At 40.5% G+C, this 14,948-nt stretch carries 15 protein-coding genes; 2 read left to right on the forward strand and 13 right to left on the reverse strand.

The annotated features are described in order from the left end of the window. Nucleotides 1-7: 7 nt before the first annotated feature. The 12 genes from FHT21_RS16000 to FHT21_RS16055 all read right to left on the reverse strand — a co-directional run bounded on the left by FHT21_RS16000 (nucleotide 8) and on the right by FHT21_RS16055 (nucleotide 9,978). A complete protein-coding gene (locus FHT21_RS16000; RefSeq protein ID WP_167295778.1) occupies nucleotides 8-961 on the reverse strand; it encodes an LLM class flavin-dependent oxidoreductase in 954 nt (317 codons plus the stop codon). 12 nt (nucleotides 962-973) lie between these two features. Next, nucleotides 974-2,221, reverse strand: coding sequence for a lanthionine synthetase LanC family protein (locus FHT21_RS16005; RefSeq protein WP_167295779.1), 1,248 nt, complete (start codon nucleotides 2,219-2,221; stop codon nucleotides 974-976). Nucleotides 2,222-2,224: 3 nt separating this feature from the next. Continuing rightward, on the reverse strand, nucleotides 2,225-5,326 hold the full coding sequence (locus FHT21_RS16010; protein WP_167295780.1) for a lantibiotic dehydratase: 3,102 nt from the start codon (nucleotides 5,324-5,326) through the stop codon (nucleotides 2,225-2,227). Between the two features lie 10 nt (nucleotides 5,327-5,336). Further along, a complete protein-coding gene (locus FHT21_RS16015; RefSeq protein WP_167295781.1) occupies nucleotides 5,337-7,763 on the reverse strand; it encodes an outer membrane beta-barrel family protein in 2,427 nt (808 codons plus the stop codon). A gap of 82 nt (nucleotides 7,764-7,845) precedes the next feature. Next, nucleotides 7,846-8,082, reverse strand: coding sequence for a class I lanthipeptide (locus tag FHT21_RS16020; protein ID WP_167295782.1), 237 nt, complete (start codon nucleotides 8,080-8,082; stop codon nucleotides 7,846-7,848). A 28-nt stretch (nucleotides 8,083-8,110) separates the two neighbouring features. Continuing rightward, a complete protein-coding gene (locus FHT21_RS16025) occupies nucleotides 8,111-8,341 on the reverse strand; it encodes a class I lanthipeptide (RefSeq protein ID WP_167295783.1) in 231 nt (76 codons plus the stop codon). A gap of 35 nt (nucleotides 8,342-8,376) precedes the next feature. Then, a complete protein-coding gene (locus tag FHT21_RS16030; RefSeq protein WP_167295784.1) occupies nucleotides 8,377-8,607 on the reverse strand; it encodes a class I lanthipeptide in 231 nt (76 codons plus the stop codon). A 19-nt stretch (nucleotides 8,608-8,626) separates the two neighbouring features. Then, the gene (locus FHT21_RS16035) at nucleotides 8,627-8,866 is read right to left on the reverse strand and encodes a class I lanthipeptide (RefSeq protein ID WP_167295785.1); all 240 of its coding nucleotides are present in this window, start codon (nucleotides 8,864-8,866) and stop codon (nucleotides 8,627-8,629) included. 46 nt (nucleotides 8,867-8,912) lie between these two features. Beyond that, nucleotides 8,913-9,137 carry a class I lanthipeptide gene (locus tag FHT21_RS16040; RefSeq protein ID WP_167295786.1) on the reverse strand — a complete coding sequence of 75 codons (225 nt, stop codon included), beginning with the start codon at nucleotides 9,135-9,137 and terminating at the stop codon, nucleotides 8,913-8,915. Nucleotides 9,138-9,162: 25 nt separating this feature from the next. Beyond that, entirely contained in the window at nucleotides 9,163-9,393 is a 231-nt protein-coding gene (locus tag FHT21_RS16045; RefSeq protein ID WP_167295787.1) for a class I lanthipeptide, read from the reverse strand. Between the two features lie 211 nt (nucleotides 9,394-9,604). Next, entirely contained in the window at nucleotides 9,605-9,823 is a 219-nt protein-coding gene (locus tag FHT21_RS16050; RefSeq protein WP_167295788.1) for a hypothetical protein, read from the reverse strand. 2 nt (nucleotides 9,824-9,825) lie between these two features. Then, nucleotides 9,826-9,978 (reverse strand): hypothetical protein, encoded by a 153-nt coding sequence (locus FHT21_RS16055; RefSeq protein WP_167295789.1) that lies wholly within the window; start codon nucleotides 9,976-9,978, stop codon nucleotides 9,826-9,828. Between the two features lie 152 nt (nucleotides 9,979-10,130). Between FHT21_RS16055 and FHT21_RS16060 the strand changes: the two genes are divergently transcribed. Then, the gene (locus FHT21_RS16060) at nucleotides 10,131-11,177 is read left to right on the forward strand and encodes a histidine kinase (protein WP_167295790.1); all 1,047 of its coding nucleotides are present in this window, start codon (nucleotides 10,131-10,133) and stop codon (nucleotides 11,175-11,177) included. Beyond that, nucleotides 11,174-11,911 carry a response regulator transcription factor gene (locus tag FHT21_RS16065; RefSeq protein ID WP_167295791.1) on the forward strand — a complete coding sequence of 246 codons (738 nt, stop codon included), beginning with the start codon at nucleotides 11,174-11,176 and terminating at the stop codon, nucleotides 11,909-11,911. The genes FHT21_RS16060 and FHT21_RS16065 overlap by 4 nt, the downstream gene beginning before the upstream one ends. On the opposite strand, the gene FHT21_RS16070 is transcribed toward FHT21_RS16065, so the two are convergent. Continuing rightward, nucleotides 11,912-14,899 (reverse strand): lantibiotic dehydratase, encoded by a 2,988-nt coding sequence (locus tag FHT21_RS16070; RefSeq protein ID WP_167295792.1) that lies wholly within the window; start codon nucleotides 14,897-14,899, stop codon nucleotides 11,912-11,914. It lies immediately after the preceding gene. Between the last annotated feature and the right edge of the window lie 49 nt (nucleotides 14,900-14,948).

Here is a 14,948-nt window from a genome sequence, read left to right on the forward strand (position 1 = left end):
TTAAAAATTAGGCTACTAACTGTTGCTTGTTTTTCATACCGAAAACTTCGCTTATCCAGGCCATGCTTTCCCTTCTGTCGTCGGGATCGCGAGCGATGTCGAAGAAGATAACTTCGTTGGCATCATACTGCTCTGCATAGGCATTCATTTTATCAAAAAGCTCTTGTGGTTCGCAGCACAACCTTGTTTTGGGCTCTACAAAATCAAATTCTGCTTCCGATAGGGCTATAACCTCATCTCTTTTATTTTTATTAGGGCTGGTAAAACCGGCCAGTGCAATATTTACCTCGGGTAAACGACCATATTGTTTATAAAAATCTTCGCGGTAGGCTTTCAGGTTATCGAGCCCTTTTTCGAGGTTTACACCTTTATGAAATAGTGTTCTGGAGCAGTTTAACTGGTTGCTAAGGCTGGCCTGGTAGCTGGAGGGCGACCCCCCAAGGTTCCAGAGTGAGGGGATGGCACCTTTGTAAGGAGAAAGGATAATCCCGTTTTTTACATGTTCATCTTCATCGTTCAATAAACTGCTTATGGCGGTAATCTGGTTCTGGATATTTTGTACACCTTCTTCAAAGCTGGTTACTTTAGGCTGACTGAAGTAGGGCAAAAAATTGCTTCCCGGAGTGCCTTTGGCAAAACCCAGATCGATGCGGTTATTGAATAAATTATTCAGCATCTTATAACCTGAAGCCGTTCTGATGGGCGAAGTATAACCCACCAGCACACCTGCTACGCCAACACGAATGGTATTGGTGTTGCCACATATCAGGGGCAAAAGCATATCGGGACTAAACCAGGGTGAGTTGGCTGAAGTAATAAAGTGTTCGCCGTACCACAAACGGTGAAAACCCAATTTTTCTGCCATTACTGCATCGTCGATAACACTTTCAATGATAGACAAGCTGTCCATCTTTTTGGATCTTGTGCCAAAATCCATCAAGCCAATTTTTTTAATACTCATAACCTTTAATATTTAAGATAAAAGAAACATATTGGTCCAATTTGCAGCAATATCTTCATGTTCGGCAGCTGCCAGCACAAACAAGGCCCCACTTACACCTTCCAACATACCAAGTGAAGATGTTTTATTCATAAAATCTGGATTGTTTAGGTCTTTTTCCAGGTGATCGAGTGTACTCTCCAGCCATACCTGAGCGGCTTCGTGATAAACTTCATGTCCCGAAAACTGATAAAGCCGGTCTAAAAAGAGCGCTATACCCGAGGTACCATGGCAGAAGTGCGAGTTAATTTTTAAATCTAAAGTAGGTACGGCAATCAGTCGGGTGGCCATGGCCTTGCCAACCTGATCGGCTATATCGGCATAGGCCGTATGTTTAAACGAAATGCTGCTTTGGTACAGTAACCATATTACAGCCAGATCGCCGTAACACCAGCTATAATTTTCTGCATAGAAATCGCCGTCAATCAGCTCTTCTTTGGTAAGTTCCTCATTAACCAACAGGGGAAATGCCGATAGCGGGATATCTATAGATCTGGGATGATAATAATTGATAAAATAGGCCAGGCCCTGCTGTATGGCATTACCTAATTTTTCCTGTTCAATACCGGCATTATAGATATTTAACATGACCAATAAAATACCCGCATTGCCGTGCGAAAGGCTCAGGTTGGTGTTATCAGTATTTTGAAACTCTTTTACCGTACTGTTCGGAAAACGTAATCCCTTATCGTCTGTCACCGCCAGTTTCAGGAGGTCGTCAATCAGCACATTGAGGTATTTAGCCCTGTTGGGATCGTGTTTGCAGTTTAAAAGATACTGCATCTGACCAGTGGCACCGTGCAGAAAATCAGTATTTTCTTCAGCAAGTAAACGCCGGGTATCCTCAAAAATAAGTTCGTTTATAGGTAACACATCTTCCAGGAATATTTCATCCAGGTATTCCTGTTCTACCAGTTTTTGGATCAGGAAATAAAAACCCGATAAACCGCTGCAGAAAGTCATGTATTTGCTGGCGGTATTATCCTGCGAATTATAGGATTCGACCAATTTCTCCAGGGCAATATAAGCTTCGCTTTCTCCCTCCGGAAAAGCCTTTAATAAACTAAAATAATAATATACTATACCTGCATAACCATTAAACAGATTGCCGTTTGTGATAAAATCCGGCTGTTTTTCCTGATCGTGCAACAAATGTTTAATTTGCTCAAATACCACTCTAAACCGGGTACTTACTTCTGTTTCTGCCTGTAAAGTGCTCATGATCTATTTTTTTTGACGGTGAAAGGTTGATTTGTAATACATTAATAGGAAATCGTAAACCACGAGTTCGTGTACGCGCTGTTTGGTTTTAAACAGACGGTTCATATTCATGTGGATATAACTGATTAAAAAGTTGTTTAGGTTTTCATCAATCTGTCCGGCTTCTATTTTCTGTTTTATCGCCTGTGCCAGCGGAATAATCTCGAAGCTTCTGTACTGGAGGAGGTCTGAACCCGAAAAATCATTCCCTACATCCAGGTGTTTGGCAATCAGTTCTTTACTGAACCTGTATTTTTGCGATAACTGTTTGATCAGTAAAGCATCTGAGTTAAATTCCTGATGGAAAGAGGCGGATAAAACTTCCATTACCTTTAGTTTTTCGGGTAATGAAAACTCGAAATCGTTCAGCAGGCTATCGATGGATCTGATGCCCCAAAGCCAGCGCAGCTGTTCGAAATTTTCTACCATATCTCTGCGCGATAAAAAACTGGCTACGGCTAAACTATCATGGTAAAATAACTGTTCGCTTAACCCGATCCCTGCAGCACTGTAACGTTCAATTTCGCGCTCATAGGTATCAAACTGTATTTTCCAAACCAGGCCAGTTTCCGACAGGGCCTCAAAAGCCTTATTAATTTCTCGCATTACGGTACCCAAACCTTCTATTGCGGTTACATGCACCCTGAACCTTAAATGTGGCTCCGGATCTGCATACCTAATGAAAAACCATTGATCGATCAATCCGGTACTAATTAATTTTTTACCAAGTTCCAGTAGTTCATTCCCGATAAGCTGATCGGCAGTTTTTACGCCGCTATAAATCTTTGCATATAACCATTCCTCACCTGGAAAGTATTGCCTTTTTATTTTGTTATCATTTTTTCTGATCGGGCTAAACACGGTAGTTGGTCTTTTTTTGTTGTCTTTTCTTGTTAATAATGCAACAAACTGATTGTTTACTGCTTTTGAATCCCCGTCTTTTAGTATCGAATTGCTAACCGGCAGGTATTCTTTTAATATAATCTGGCTACGCTTTTTACAGGCCGATAACCATGCCAGTATTTCGATCCGGTTTTCTTTGTGTACCAACAGTTCGTTATCTTCATCAGCATACATGAAAGTCTCGGGGAGGTTCCAATGGTCGAAAAACTTTTGCAATTTTTTTTCGTGGTCGGGTGCATTGATCTCTAAAATTTCCTTGATATCGCTGGCCTGTAGGTACCATGATGCCAGTGAGAGGATAACGCCTTTATATTTGATTCTTGGGATTTTGAAAACCCCCATTTTTGGCAACACCTCTAAGTTTAAGCCTAACCAGTATTTGTGATCGATACCCTGTAAATCGCCAAGAAAATGATATATGGGCAGGGCGTTCATACTATAATTATGCGCGTTACTCAACCTGGGTATTATCAGTTTGTTTAAGCGTTTGCTCCTTAAAAAAAGCTGTCCGTTACGTACCGATACCATCAGGTCGCTGAGGCTGATTTCACTCTCATCAGCGCTGCTTCCTGCCAATACAGGGATTTGGTAATCCCTAAATTTAGGTCTCGAGGCAATATTGCCATGCCGGTCTTCGGGCAGGTGCGCCACTTCGGCCACTATCGCATCCTGATAATATGCATTTTCGGCCGAATTGATATCCTGCAGCATGTTTTCGAATTTTCGATCTCCATAACCAAACCTGCCAATCATGCATGCTCCGGTAGGCCATCCGCAGTGTTCGAGGTAAATCTGATCTTCATTTCCTCCATCAAGCCTGAAAATGATAGAGAAACTCGGTGGCAACTCTGACGGATTAATGTTAAGGTTGCCAAGATCGTGCTGATCAATATTAATTTCGGCACCCGAAGGGTTGCTTGTTAAATAACCGATAAGCCATTTGCTCAGATCGGTATATTGTGTTTCCCTGATTTCACTTGCTGTACCCGACGAAAATACCATACGATGCACCAAAGGAGCTTCACCGGCCAAATTGGTGTTTGCGGCATAGCCAATACCCGATTCGGGATCTAACGCCTGCAACAAAGGTATTTCCTGTTCATCATAACGATCGGTAAAACGGTTTTTAAAAGCCTGCAGGTCTTTATTGTTGTGTTTTGGCGTTACCTGGCTTAAAAACTGGATGGATTCCATCAGTTTATCGGCATAACTGTTACTGAGGGTTTGTGCGGTGCCATCTTTATAAAGATCAACCTGGAACATGCTCTCGCTGTTAAACTGGATTTCGAGCTGATGTAGTATTTCAGAGATCTGTTCTTTTTTATTAATGGTATTTTCGGCGCTTGCCAAAATATTTTTAACCTGTGTAAAAGCCCTGAAATAATTTTCTGCATCCTGATTGGCCGAATCTGTCAACAACACGTTTTCTAAACTTTCGATAATCTGCTCTAAGAAATCAGGACCACTAACTCTTGGTTCTAGGTTGCTCAGTAATATCTGGCCATCGATAAGCTCATTTAAAAAGCTTCCTGCTTCTTCAGCATCTACCTCAAACGATCCGGCAATAAAATCAGCAATGGCGGCATAGGGTTGTGCGCTACTGCAGAAATCAATAATTTCCTGTAAATACTCCGAGCCTGTTACCGATGATACGGTATATTTACGGTAGGCTGTGGTTTTATAATCCACCATCCTATAGTTTCCATCTATATCGTATAAGGTTTTATTAACACTGTATTTTAATGATTTTTTAATGCTTTCATTTTTTAATACATAACGGAAAATGGTGCAAAGTAGGCCCATATCCAAACGTGTATGTTTGCTGGTGGCGCCAAGTGTTATCTGCGTATTTTCGGCCCAGCTAACGGGCGCACAGCCGGCAAATAGACCAAAAGGGGTAGATCTGTTTTTGGTTCGGTTGATGTATTTAGATAAGGCTACCTCTATTTTTTCGAGTTTTTTGGGATCGGTAATGGTATCGATCCTAAGTACAGCTTCATAAAGATCCTTTGAGGCGATCCATAACGCCTCCATAAAGAAATCATCTTTGATAAACTCATAAATTAGCTCTTTAGTGATCTGGCCCTCATTGTGGTAAGATGGAAACCGGAGCATCAGATCTGGCAAGAACCGATATTGATCGTTTACTGTGTCGCTTTTCATAATTTACTGTTTAAAAACCAATTGGGTTTGTGCTTCCTTCTTTGGTATCGTTGTCTTTAATATTGGTTTTGCTCTTTTTATTTACCTTATCGTTACCAAACTGGTAGCTAAAGCCGAAGCTTAATCCCCTGCCATAAACGGTTTGGATATTTTGGTTGGTTAAACCCCCGTTGATATTAAGCATGTCGTATGCTATCTTATTGTTTAACGGGTTAATTACCCCAACGCTCAGGTTTATTCGGTCTTTCATAAACGATTTGTTCAGGCCGATGGACGAAGTGTTTGGCAATTGGGTTTTGCTCTGAAAAAAGTAATTGTTAGAGTAGAGATAATATTCGGCCTGCAGGTTATAACCACCTTTAAAATTATAAGTACCGATAAAACTGGCATTAAAGTTTAATTTCTCATTATAGGTAGCATTAAATGCGGCATCGCTGGTTGATATCAGGTTTAGTGTGCCACCAACCGTTAAACCCAGCGCTTTTGTGATGCTAAAGTTTAAATTTGCTGAAGTACCAAACTGCCTGTACGAGCCAATGTTTTTATAGGTAATCTGGTTTATATTGTTAACAAACTGGTTTACGCGTAAGATATAATCAGACCAGAAATCGGCACTTGCATCAACATATAAGTACGCCTTGCCCGCATTGTGTGAGAAAGCCAGTGTTAAACCATTTTTATGCTCAGGTAAAAGATCGGGATTACCCTGTGCCACTGTGTTTGCGTTTACAAAATTTTGGAAAGGATTTAAGTAAGAAATACCTGGTCTCGAAATTTTGTAGCTGTATGTTAAGCTGATCATCCCGTTTTTCAGGTTTTTACCGATTACATAAGTGGGTAAAAAACTGTTAAAACCCTGGTTAACGCTGCTGTTGGTTGAAATAAATCTGGCATCGTTCTGTGTTCTTTCGTAACGTGCTCCCCCAATCATTGTCCATTTTTTTGGCAACATCAGCTGAAACTGTCCAAAAGCAGCATAAACGCCTTGATTATACGCATATTCATCAGCTGTGGCAGACGAAGCAGCTAACTGGTTACTGACGGCATTTTGATATTTCGAATCAAAGTGCCTGTTGGTAAGCTTAATACCGGCCTGTAACTTATGCTTGCCGATTGGGAGTTTATAGTCTGATTGAATGATTACCGTACGGATGGTGTTATTGTTGCTGCTCAGTTCCTGTAGCATAGGGCTGCCTGTTCCGGATACATAATTGTTGATGCTGTTGTTTAAGTTATTCTGTTTACCCGTGGTAAAAAGTGCACCAACATTAAACTCCTTACCTGGTTTATCGAACTTAAATTTATAGTCTAAATTGGTTGATAAACTTGTTGCTTTTACCGAATTATCAGAAAAGCGGTTAAATATGTTAACAGTACCCTGATCGTTAATATTCGTCTGTAAATTTTGGTTAAATGTATATGGCGAGTTAGCGGCCGTTAAACCAGCATTTAACGATTGGTTTTTGTTTATCTGGTAAAACAACCCGCTATTTACATAAACCGGGTTACCATTGTAACCTAAATCGCCGCCTTGTGCCTGCAAAAAATTGTTTCTTGAGTAAAGCTGATTGCTGAAGCCCAGTGTTTTAAAATTGGTATAACTCCCGTTAAGCGAAAAATTAACCTTACCCACACCATAAGTGAAATTTAAAGTAGGCTTGGTATTGTAGCTTTTACCGATGGTTGATTCTACACCCACGGTAAGGTTGCCGCCTAATGATAATTTGTTTTTTGTTATAATGTTAATGATACCTGCCAAACTCTCGCCATCGCTGGCAGCGCCCGGGCTGGTAATCACCTCTACGCTTTCTACATTGGCCGTTGGGATCATTTTAAGGGCCTGATCTACCGGTATGGCATAATCGGTAACCGAACGGCCGTTAACCTGTACCTGTACTTTTTCACTTCCCTTTAAAGAAGGAACGCCTTTAAAATCGACCGTAATCAACGGAACTTTTTTGATCACCTCGCTAAGAGATTTGTTTTTTGCCATCGGATCTCGGTCTACATGGTAAACGATCTTTTCGGCTGTATTTTCGATAATTTTTCTTTTTGCATAAACCGAAACCTCATTTAACAGTTCTGTTTTAATTTTTACATTAAAAACCCGGTTAACTGCATGATCGGAATTGGCTGCTATAACCAGATTAAAAACCTGGTTTTCGTTGCCCATATAAAATACCTTAACCTGATAGGTTCCTTCCTTTAAACTTGCTTCAAACCGCCCCATGGTATCAGTAAGGGCCTGCATTACCAGTTTCTGACCGGCATTTATTACAACCTGTGCGTAAATGAGGGGTTCTTTTGTAACAGAGTCTATTACCTTACCGGTAAATTTTAAGCTTAAACTATCTGCCTTATTGCCCGTAACCTGAGCAGGGGCAGCGATAGCAGCAGTACTTAAAAAAACGAGTATCAATATTATATATGTTTTCATAGCTTATTGTATTGTGCCGCAATTATTTAAAATTGCCTGCGGTTAAAAGCATTGCCGGAGTTTACCGGCAATGCGAATTGATTTAGCAACTACATTTACATGTACTTGAAACCGGGCAGGTTTGCGAAGCGATAATTGATTGTTTACCGCAACTTCCACCGTCAGTAGCTTCAGCAGCAGAGAGAATCGGAATGTCGATAACAACGGTAGAACCATCTGCAGCAACCTGGCCGCCAGATACTAATTCCATTTGCTCTTCATTAAGTTTTGCTACTGTTTCTTTGTTCAGCGACAGTTTGGTTTTTAATTGCTTTTTCATGTAGTTTAGATTTATGGTTAATGATTGATTATTTACAGCTACACTCGCAAGTACTGCTTACCGGACAGGTTTTAGAAGCGATGATGGATTGTTTACCACAGCTATCGCCGCTATCAACAGCATCAAGACTAAGACCGATTACAATAGTCGAACCTTCTGCTGCGGCCTGGCCACCAGCAACTAATTCCATTTGCTCTTCATTGAGCTTTGCTACCGTTTCTTTGTTTAGCGACAGTTTAGTTTTTAATTGTTTTTTCATGTTTTTAATTGTTTTGTATAGATTGATTTAATTTTTTAACAGCTACATTTACATGTACTTGATACCGGACAGGTTTTAGAAGCGATAATAGACTGTTTACCACAGCTATCACCTTCAGCTGCCAACGATTCAGTTTCGAAGCCGATTACCACAGTTGAACCTTCTGCTGCGGCCTGGCCACCGGCTATCAATTCCATTTGTTCATCGTTTAGTTTGGCTACTGTTTCTTTGTTAAGAGACAGTTTGGTTTTTAATTGTTTTTTCATGTTTTTATGGATAAGTTATTTATGAGCAGGTACACACACAAGTACTTGTTACCGGACAGGTTTTGGAAGCGATAATTGATTTCTGACCACAGCTGCCTCCTTCGGCAGCGGCTGATTCTGCTTCGAAGCCAATACCGATTACCACAGTTGAACCATCGGCAGCGGCCTGCCCGCCGGCTACCAGTTCCATCTGCTCTTCGTTAAGCCTGGCTACTGTTTCCTTGTTAAGGGAAAGTTTAGTTTTGAGTTGTTTTTTCATAAGATTTGATTTTTATGGTGAATTAAATTGTTTTGTTGTTCGGGATTTAACATGGGCAATTACAGGTACTGGATGCCGGACAGGTTTTAGAACTGACTATCGATTTTTTTCCGCAGGTATCGCCGGTACCTCCGTCCAGTTCCAGCTCAATTACGATCGTTTCAGATCCGCCTACTGCCTGTCCGCCAGCTACTAATTCCATTTGCTCTTCGTTAAGCTTGGCTAATGTTTCCTTATTTAGCGAAAGCCTGGTTTTAAGTTGTTTTTTCATGGTGATGTAGGATTTAGGGATGGATTTATTCGCACACGCACAGGCACGAGCTGGTGGCAGGGCAGGTTTTCGAAATCTGAACGGTTTGAGGACCGCAGTTACCTACATCGGCTAACGCATCTACTTCTGTTTTTACAGTAACAGCTGCGTTTAAAGGTAATCCCTGCCCTCCGGCAATAAGCACTGTTTGCTCATCGTTTAACCTGGCAATGGTTTCTTTTTCTAAGGAAAGTTTAATTTTAGATTGCTTTTTCATATTCAATAGTTTAAAATTGAGATTGATGATTAAAGCCAGGTGAAGACGAAAGGCCCTGGAAGATAGTAGATGGCTATCCTCCATAAGCACTTTCAATAGAGCCGTTCCGAGCGGTTTTTCATAGGTAGATCTGCTGTTCAGGCTAAGTATATCTTGCTATATAGCTTTGTCTTTTTCTCCTCACACTAAAATTTTTGAGAGGGTGGGGATTTTAAAGTAAGCTGTCTTCCTGACTTACACGTTTATTGTACTGGTTACGCTGGGCAACATGTATCAATGCATAACCCGATAACTGTCTTTCGAAAGGAAGGTTCAATGGAAAACGGATATTGTCTTCTGACTGACCTCCACCTATCATTTCGCTCAACTCGTCGGTTAAAACGGTAGCTGTGTTTTCCAGTCCCAGTTTTTTTAATAGTGTTACTTTCATAATTAAATGCCTGTTAGTGTTGTTAAAACTGTTTCAGTTGGAAAATAATTTCCTCGCTGATTTAAAACCATCGTTTTTGCAGACATGCTGCGGTTAAGAATCTGAATTTGTTTAACTTCGATTTGCGGTAGTGAAACTTTAATTTGATTTTTCATAGCTTTATGGTTTGTTGTTGATATAAATGTGAGGTTTGTTATAAAGCCTGCAAAATAATTTGTACCAATGAGCGGTTTTGAATGACGAATGCGTAGCTATAAAAGGACAAGTGAATATTTCACTTTAATGGCAAATACAACTAAACTAATAAATGGATAGAAAAAATATCGGTGTACATTTCATCGCGTGGGGTGCGTATATTCTGTACGAAGTTCTGATCAGTTATTTTGCCGGGCTCGACCTCCGTCCAACGTTTACTGTATTATCATTTACCATTAATATTGCGGTGTTTTATGCCACCTGGCTGGGCTTTACGTATGTAAAAGAGCACAGCAGATCGTTGCTCATGAAAACCCTTGGCATTTTAGCGATTACTGTGGTAACCCTTACCGTTTCTGCTGCATCGAAGATGGTGGTCGAAGTTTTCATCTACCATAAGGATATTGCTACTTATTTAACCCATTATCAGATCACGGCGCTAATTATGCGGTGGCTTTATTTTTACATCATCGCTGTTGGCTTTAGTTATGCGCAACTGGCTGCAAAACGGAATAAGGAGGCTTACCAGTACAACCTCGAAAAGCTGAGTATGTTACAGGAACAGGAACGATTGAAAAAGAATGCCATAGAAGCCGAACTTAACCTCATTAAATCGCAGATCAATCCTCATTTTGTATTTAATACGCTAGGTTTTCTGCACTCCAAAACCTATAAAGCGATGCCCGATGTGGCCAAATCCATTCTGATGTTATCGAATGTAATGCGGCATGCATTAACAGGTAGCGAAGATGGTTACAGCAGTTTGGAAAGCGAGCTGAGTTATATCAACGATTTTATCCGCATCCATGACGAAAGGAACGAATTGCGCTCTATGGAGTATAAACTCGAAAAAAATACAGGCGATAAAAAGGTAATTTCACTCATCCTCATTACACTGGTCGAAAATATCTTTAAACACGGCATAATTAAAGATCCGGCAAAAACCGCCGTTTTAAATATCGAAGTAATTGATAACAACCTGCATTTTTATTCTTTTAACTATAAAAACAACAATAAGAAAGTACACTCGAACAAAATAGGGATAGAATATGTAAAACAAAGACTAATCGAGTTATATCCCAATGATCATTTGCTTACCATTTCAGAAACGGAAGAAACCTACGAATGTAAATTAAAACTCCCACTAAAAACGCTATGAAACAACTTAACTGTATCATTATAGACGATGAACCCTATGCACACAACATTTTAAAGGATTATGTAAATAAGGTTCCGTTCCTCAGTCTGGTAGGTGTGTTTACCAATCCGATAGAGGCTTTGGTAGAAATAAGGGGCAACAATGTTGATTTGCTCTTTCTGGATATCAATATGCCTGAGCTTTCGGGTATTGATCTAATCAAAATGCTTCCCCAGGGCATCGAAGTGATTATTACTTCGGCCTACAGTGAGTTTGCCGTGGCCGGTTTCGAAAACAATGTTTTAGATTACCTTTTAAAGCCTTATTCGTTCGACCGCTTTTTAAACGCCACTCAAAAAGTACTTGATAAACTGATGCTCCACACTTTAAAGAGGGGTCAGGATAACAAGCAAAATACGACCAAAACCGAAGCTTTTTATTTAAAAACCGACCGGGGTAAAATTGTAAGGATCAATTTTGAAGATATTGTTTACATCGAAGGCTTAAAAAACTACTGTTCCGTGTTTACCGATACACAACGGCATGTATCGCTGGTGAGCATGAAATCACTTTCTGACGGTTTGCCTGAAGGCGAATTTATCAGAACCCATAAATCGTATATTATCGCTATCAAAAAAATCAAATCAATTGATGGCAACATGATCTTGTTTGATAACATTACAGAAAAAGTACCCATTGGTGTAACCTACCGTGATAGTTTTTTTTACATGCTGAATAAAACGCTTTACAAATAATCAATTGCCAGCCCTTGCCAGACCAGATTTTAGCTGCTTAACCATCATTCCATACAAAAGGCACTCGTGCAGCCGTTGCTGGTTAACAAAATACCGATTTAACAGCATGTGGATGAGGCCGCCTAAAAAACTATCGTTCCAATCTACCTGTTGACCCTGAAGCAGCTCATCTATTTCGTTGCGCCTGTTGTTTAGCAGTGTTTCGTATTCGTTTGCAAGTACAGGGAGGATGGAACCGTACTTTCTAAACAGCTGGTCTATCTGTACTTTAACTGCTTTACTGTCTATTTCTTTTAAAAAAAATGCCAACTGTGTTTCGGCAAATTTTAACTGTGCCATAGCATCTCCGCTTTTGCGCGATAAGTATTCTTTCATTACCCAAAAAATAATCAGCCAGCCCTGCTCGGTATAGTCGTTATTTTCGAACAGCGTAAAAATATACGCACAGAATCTGCTGTCTATATCAAACAGGCTTTCGGCCAGCTCCATCTGTTCGGCCCCATAGCGCTCAATTTCGCGCTCGTAGGTATCCAACTGGATATTGCTGATCTGCTGGTGCAGGATGAAGGGATCAAGTACTTTTTTAATCAGAAAATAAGCTTGTTGAAAATCATCTGCACTGTGCAGCAATACCCGTAAACGTATGTGGTGGCCGTGTTCGTAATAACGGATAAAAAACCATTTTTTATAATCAATTATGTCCCTGTTTTTATCTAACAGTTTAGATAGGGCGATTAAAACCTGCTGGGCAGTGTTCTCGTTTAAAAATATTTTAATGTACAACCATTCGCTACCCGGAAAATAATGCCGGGTTATTGTGCTGTGGCTGAGCTGATAACTCGTCTTTTTTGCCTCTGTTATGACAAAAAGTGGCGCAACAAACTGGTGTGCGTATCGGTTGCCGGCCTCATCGCGCAGTGCTGAAGCCATTTGGCTATGCAGGCATTCTTTCAATATCAGGTGGTTAACGGTTTTAGAAGCTTCCTTTAAAAAAACATCAACTGATAAGGCATTTTCTACATCGATTAACAATTCATTGTCGCCATTTACCAGAAAAAATTTATCCGGTATTTTCCATTCCGACCTAAAGCGCTCAAAAGCTTCCAGCCGACCACTTTCGTTATTTATTTTTTTGGTAATCGCTGTGAGATTGGCTGCGGTAAATTTCCAGGTGGCCCGGTGTAAAATAAGGCCAAAGCTTGTATCTACCCTTGGGAAAAATACAAAATCTTTTGCCAGGCGGCCCCAGTTAAAGCTCAATCCATTTGGTCCGGTTTGATGCTGGATATCACATAAAAAGGTATAGATGGGATGCTGTGAGCGGTTGTAATTATAGGCACTGCTCAACTTTGGTATAATCTCTTTCTGTTTCTTATTCGAAAAAAGTTTAAAAAGTCCATTTTGCAGCCTCACTTCAATTTCATCGAGGTTAATTGCCTGCGATCCGATAGCTTGATTAACATATTGCAGTTCATAAGGCCAAAACTGCGGGTGCGACATTACATTGGCCGAACGCTCTTCGGGCAGATGGATAATTTCTGCATAAATGGCATCTGGATTGGTTAAGGTTTCTTCGGCAGCCATGGTCAAGGCCAGTTGTTTAATGTCGTTATCGGCATCGGCAAACCTTGCCAAAAGGCCTAAACTGCTGGTACCCGGAACCAGTTCGAGATAAAGCCGTTCTTCATCAAAAAGCTGGAAAACTGCCGCCATATTGTGTGGCAAATCGCTTAATGTTTTATCTGGTACAAAATCTTCGGGCAGGGTAAAAGTATAAGTGCCGCTAACATTGGCCAGTGTTAATACTTTGAGCAGTTTTAAGCTGGTTTCGGTATAAGGTACCTGTTCTGCAGGCCTGCTTAAATTGGCATTTAAGCCCTCGGTAAGTAAAGTTTCTTTATTGTGCCATTGGCCGTATTCTAATCCGCTATCAGGATCAAAAGCTTCTAGCAAGGCTACACTTCGGCCTTGATAACGTTGTAAAAACTGAGTTTTAAACTGTTCAAGTCTTTTCAGTGGCTCAAAGTCGGTTAAATTGTTTAAGAGCTTTATCCCCCTTAAAAGTTTAGGCTGTAAGCTGCTTTGAATAGAAGTTTCGTGTAAATAATTGATCCGCGTTACATGGAAACAGTTTTTTGGGGTTTCGCCAAGGAGTTTATTAAGGTTTTGCTCTACCTGCAGGTAATCATCAATTGGAGCCTCGTCTATACCGTTTATCCCTGCTTTTTTTCCCAATACTGCTGTTATCGATTGCAATTCGGGCTGCATGGCTGCTGGCCAATGGGGGGGCAGATAATCCGGAAACTGAAGGCCAATGCTTGGTTTACCCGTATAAGTTAAAAATTGCAGCTGGATGAGCTGATGGATAAAAGCCATTGATTCATCAGGATCGAAATCGCCCAGGAGCGAAGCAATTTCTTTACAGGTGTAAGCATCCTGCTGCATACTGCTCACCAGATTGGCAATAACTTCATTATAGGCTAAGCCAATAATTTCATACACACGCTCGCCATCTTCCATCTGATAAATGATAAACTTATATTGCGTACCCTGCAGGTAAATGGTATTATTGAGTACATAAGTGGCATTAGTATCGTTAATTTCGGCAAGTGCTGCCAGGTGTTCGTTAACAGCCGCATCTAAGGTAATACCCCGTTTAAATTTATGGCCTAATACCAATTGCTGTGATATACCCCACTGCACTGCCGAACAACCGGCAAATAAGCCAAAGGGAGTAGAGCGGTTGCTCATCCTGGCCAGGTATTTATAAAAGCTTTTTAACAGGTTTTCTTTCTTTAAATCAATAATATCTTCGGTATTACCGAATAATTTATCAAGATCGGTAAAGAGAGATCTGCTGGCCAGATAAATGCTTTCGCGGATGAAAGGATCTTCCCATAGCTGTTTCAGGGATGTTATTTGCAGGTTAGTACCAATAGGAAGAGCGGCCGACCTAACAATTAAATGTTGGTAGAATGAGTATTTCACGAGATGCGTTGTAATGAGGATGTATAAAATAGGTTATTGCTCTGTTTGT

This window comes from Pedobacter sp. SG908 (genome assembly GCF_011759615.1).
Classification (GTDB): domain Bacteria; phylum Bacteroidota; class Bacteroidia; order Sphingobacteriales; family Sphingobacteriaceae; genus Pedobacter; species Pedobacter riviphilus.

What these genes read in the sequence shown, in the direction of transcription:
- FHT21_RS16000 (WP_167295778.1), bottom strand. Translation starts at nt 961, where the DNA reads ATGAGTATTAAAAAAATTGGCTTGATGGATTTTGGCACAAGATCCAAA.
- FHT21_RS16005 (WP_167295779.1), bottom strand. Translation starts at nt 2,221, where the DNA reads ATGAGCACTTTACAGGCAGAAACAGAAGTAAGTACCCGGTTTAGAGTG.
- FHT21_RS16010 (WP_167295780.1), bottom strand. Translation starts at nt 5,326, where the DNA reads ATGAAAAGCGACACAGTAAACGATCAATATCGGTTCTTGCCAGATCTG.
- FHT21_RS16015 (WP_167295781.1), bottom strand. Translation starts at nt 7,763, where the DNA reads ATGAAAACATATATAATATTGATACTCGTTTTTTTAAGTACTGCTGCT.
- FHT21_RS16020 (WP_167295782.1), bottom strand. Translation starts at nt 8,082, where the DNA reads ATGAAAAAGCAATTAAAAACCAAACTGTCGCTGAACAAAGAAACAGTA.
- FHT21_RS16025 (WP_167295783.1), bottom strand. Translation starts at nt 8,341, where the DNA reads ATGAAAAAACAATTAAAAACTAAACTGTCGCTAAACAAAGAAACGGTA.
- FHT21_RS16030 (WP_167295784.1), bottom strand. Translation starts at nt 8,607, where the DNA reads ATGAAAAAACAATTAAAAACCAAACTGTCTCTTAACAAAGAAACAGTA.
- FHT21_RS16035 (WP_167295785.1), bottom strand. Translation starts at nt 8,866, where the DNA reads ATGAAAAAACAACTCAAAACTAAACTTTCCCTTAACAAGGAAACAGTA.
- FHT21_RS16040 (WP_167295786.1), bottom strand. Translation starts at nt 9,137, where the DNA reads ATGAAAAAACAACTTAAAACCAGGCTTTCGCTAAATAAGGAAACATTA.
- FHT21_RS16045 (WP_167295787.1), bottom strand. Translation starts at nt 9,393, where the DNA reads ATGAAAAAGCAATCTAAAATTAAACTTTCCTTAGAAAAAGAAACCATT.
- FHT21_RS16050 (WP_167295788.1), bottom strand. Translation starts at nt 9,823, where the DNA reads ATGAAAGTAACACTATTAAAAAAACTGGGACTGGAAAACACAGCTACC.
- FHT21_RS16055 (WP_167295789.1), bottom strand. Translation starts at nt 9,978, where the DNA reads ATGAAAAATCAAATTAAAGTTTCACTACCGCAAATCGAAGTTAAACAA.
- FHT21_RS16060 (WP_167295790.1), top strand. Translation starts at nt 10,131, where the DNA reads ATGGATAGAAAAAATATCGGTGTACATTTCATCGCGTGGGGTGCGTAT.
- FHT21_RS16065 (WP_167295791.1), top strand. Translation starts at nt 11,174, where the DNA reads ATGAAACAACTTAACTGTATCATTATAGACGATGAACCCTATGCACAC.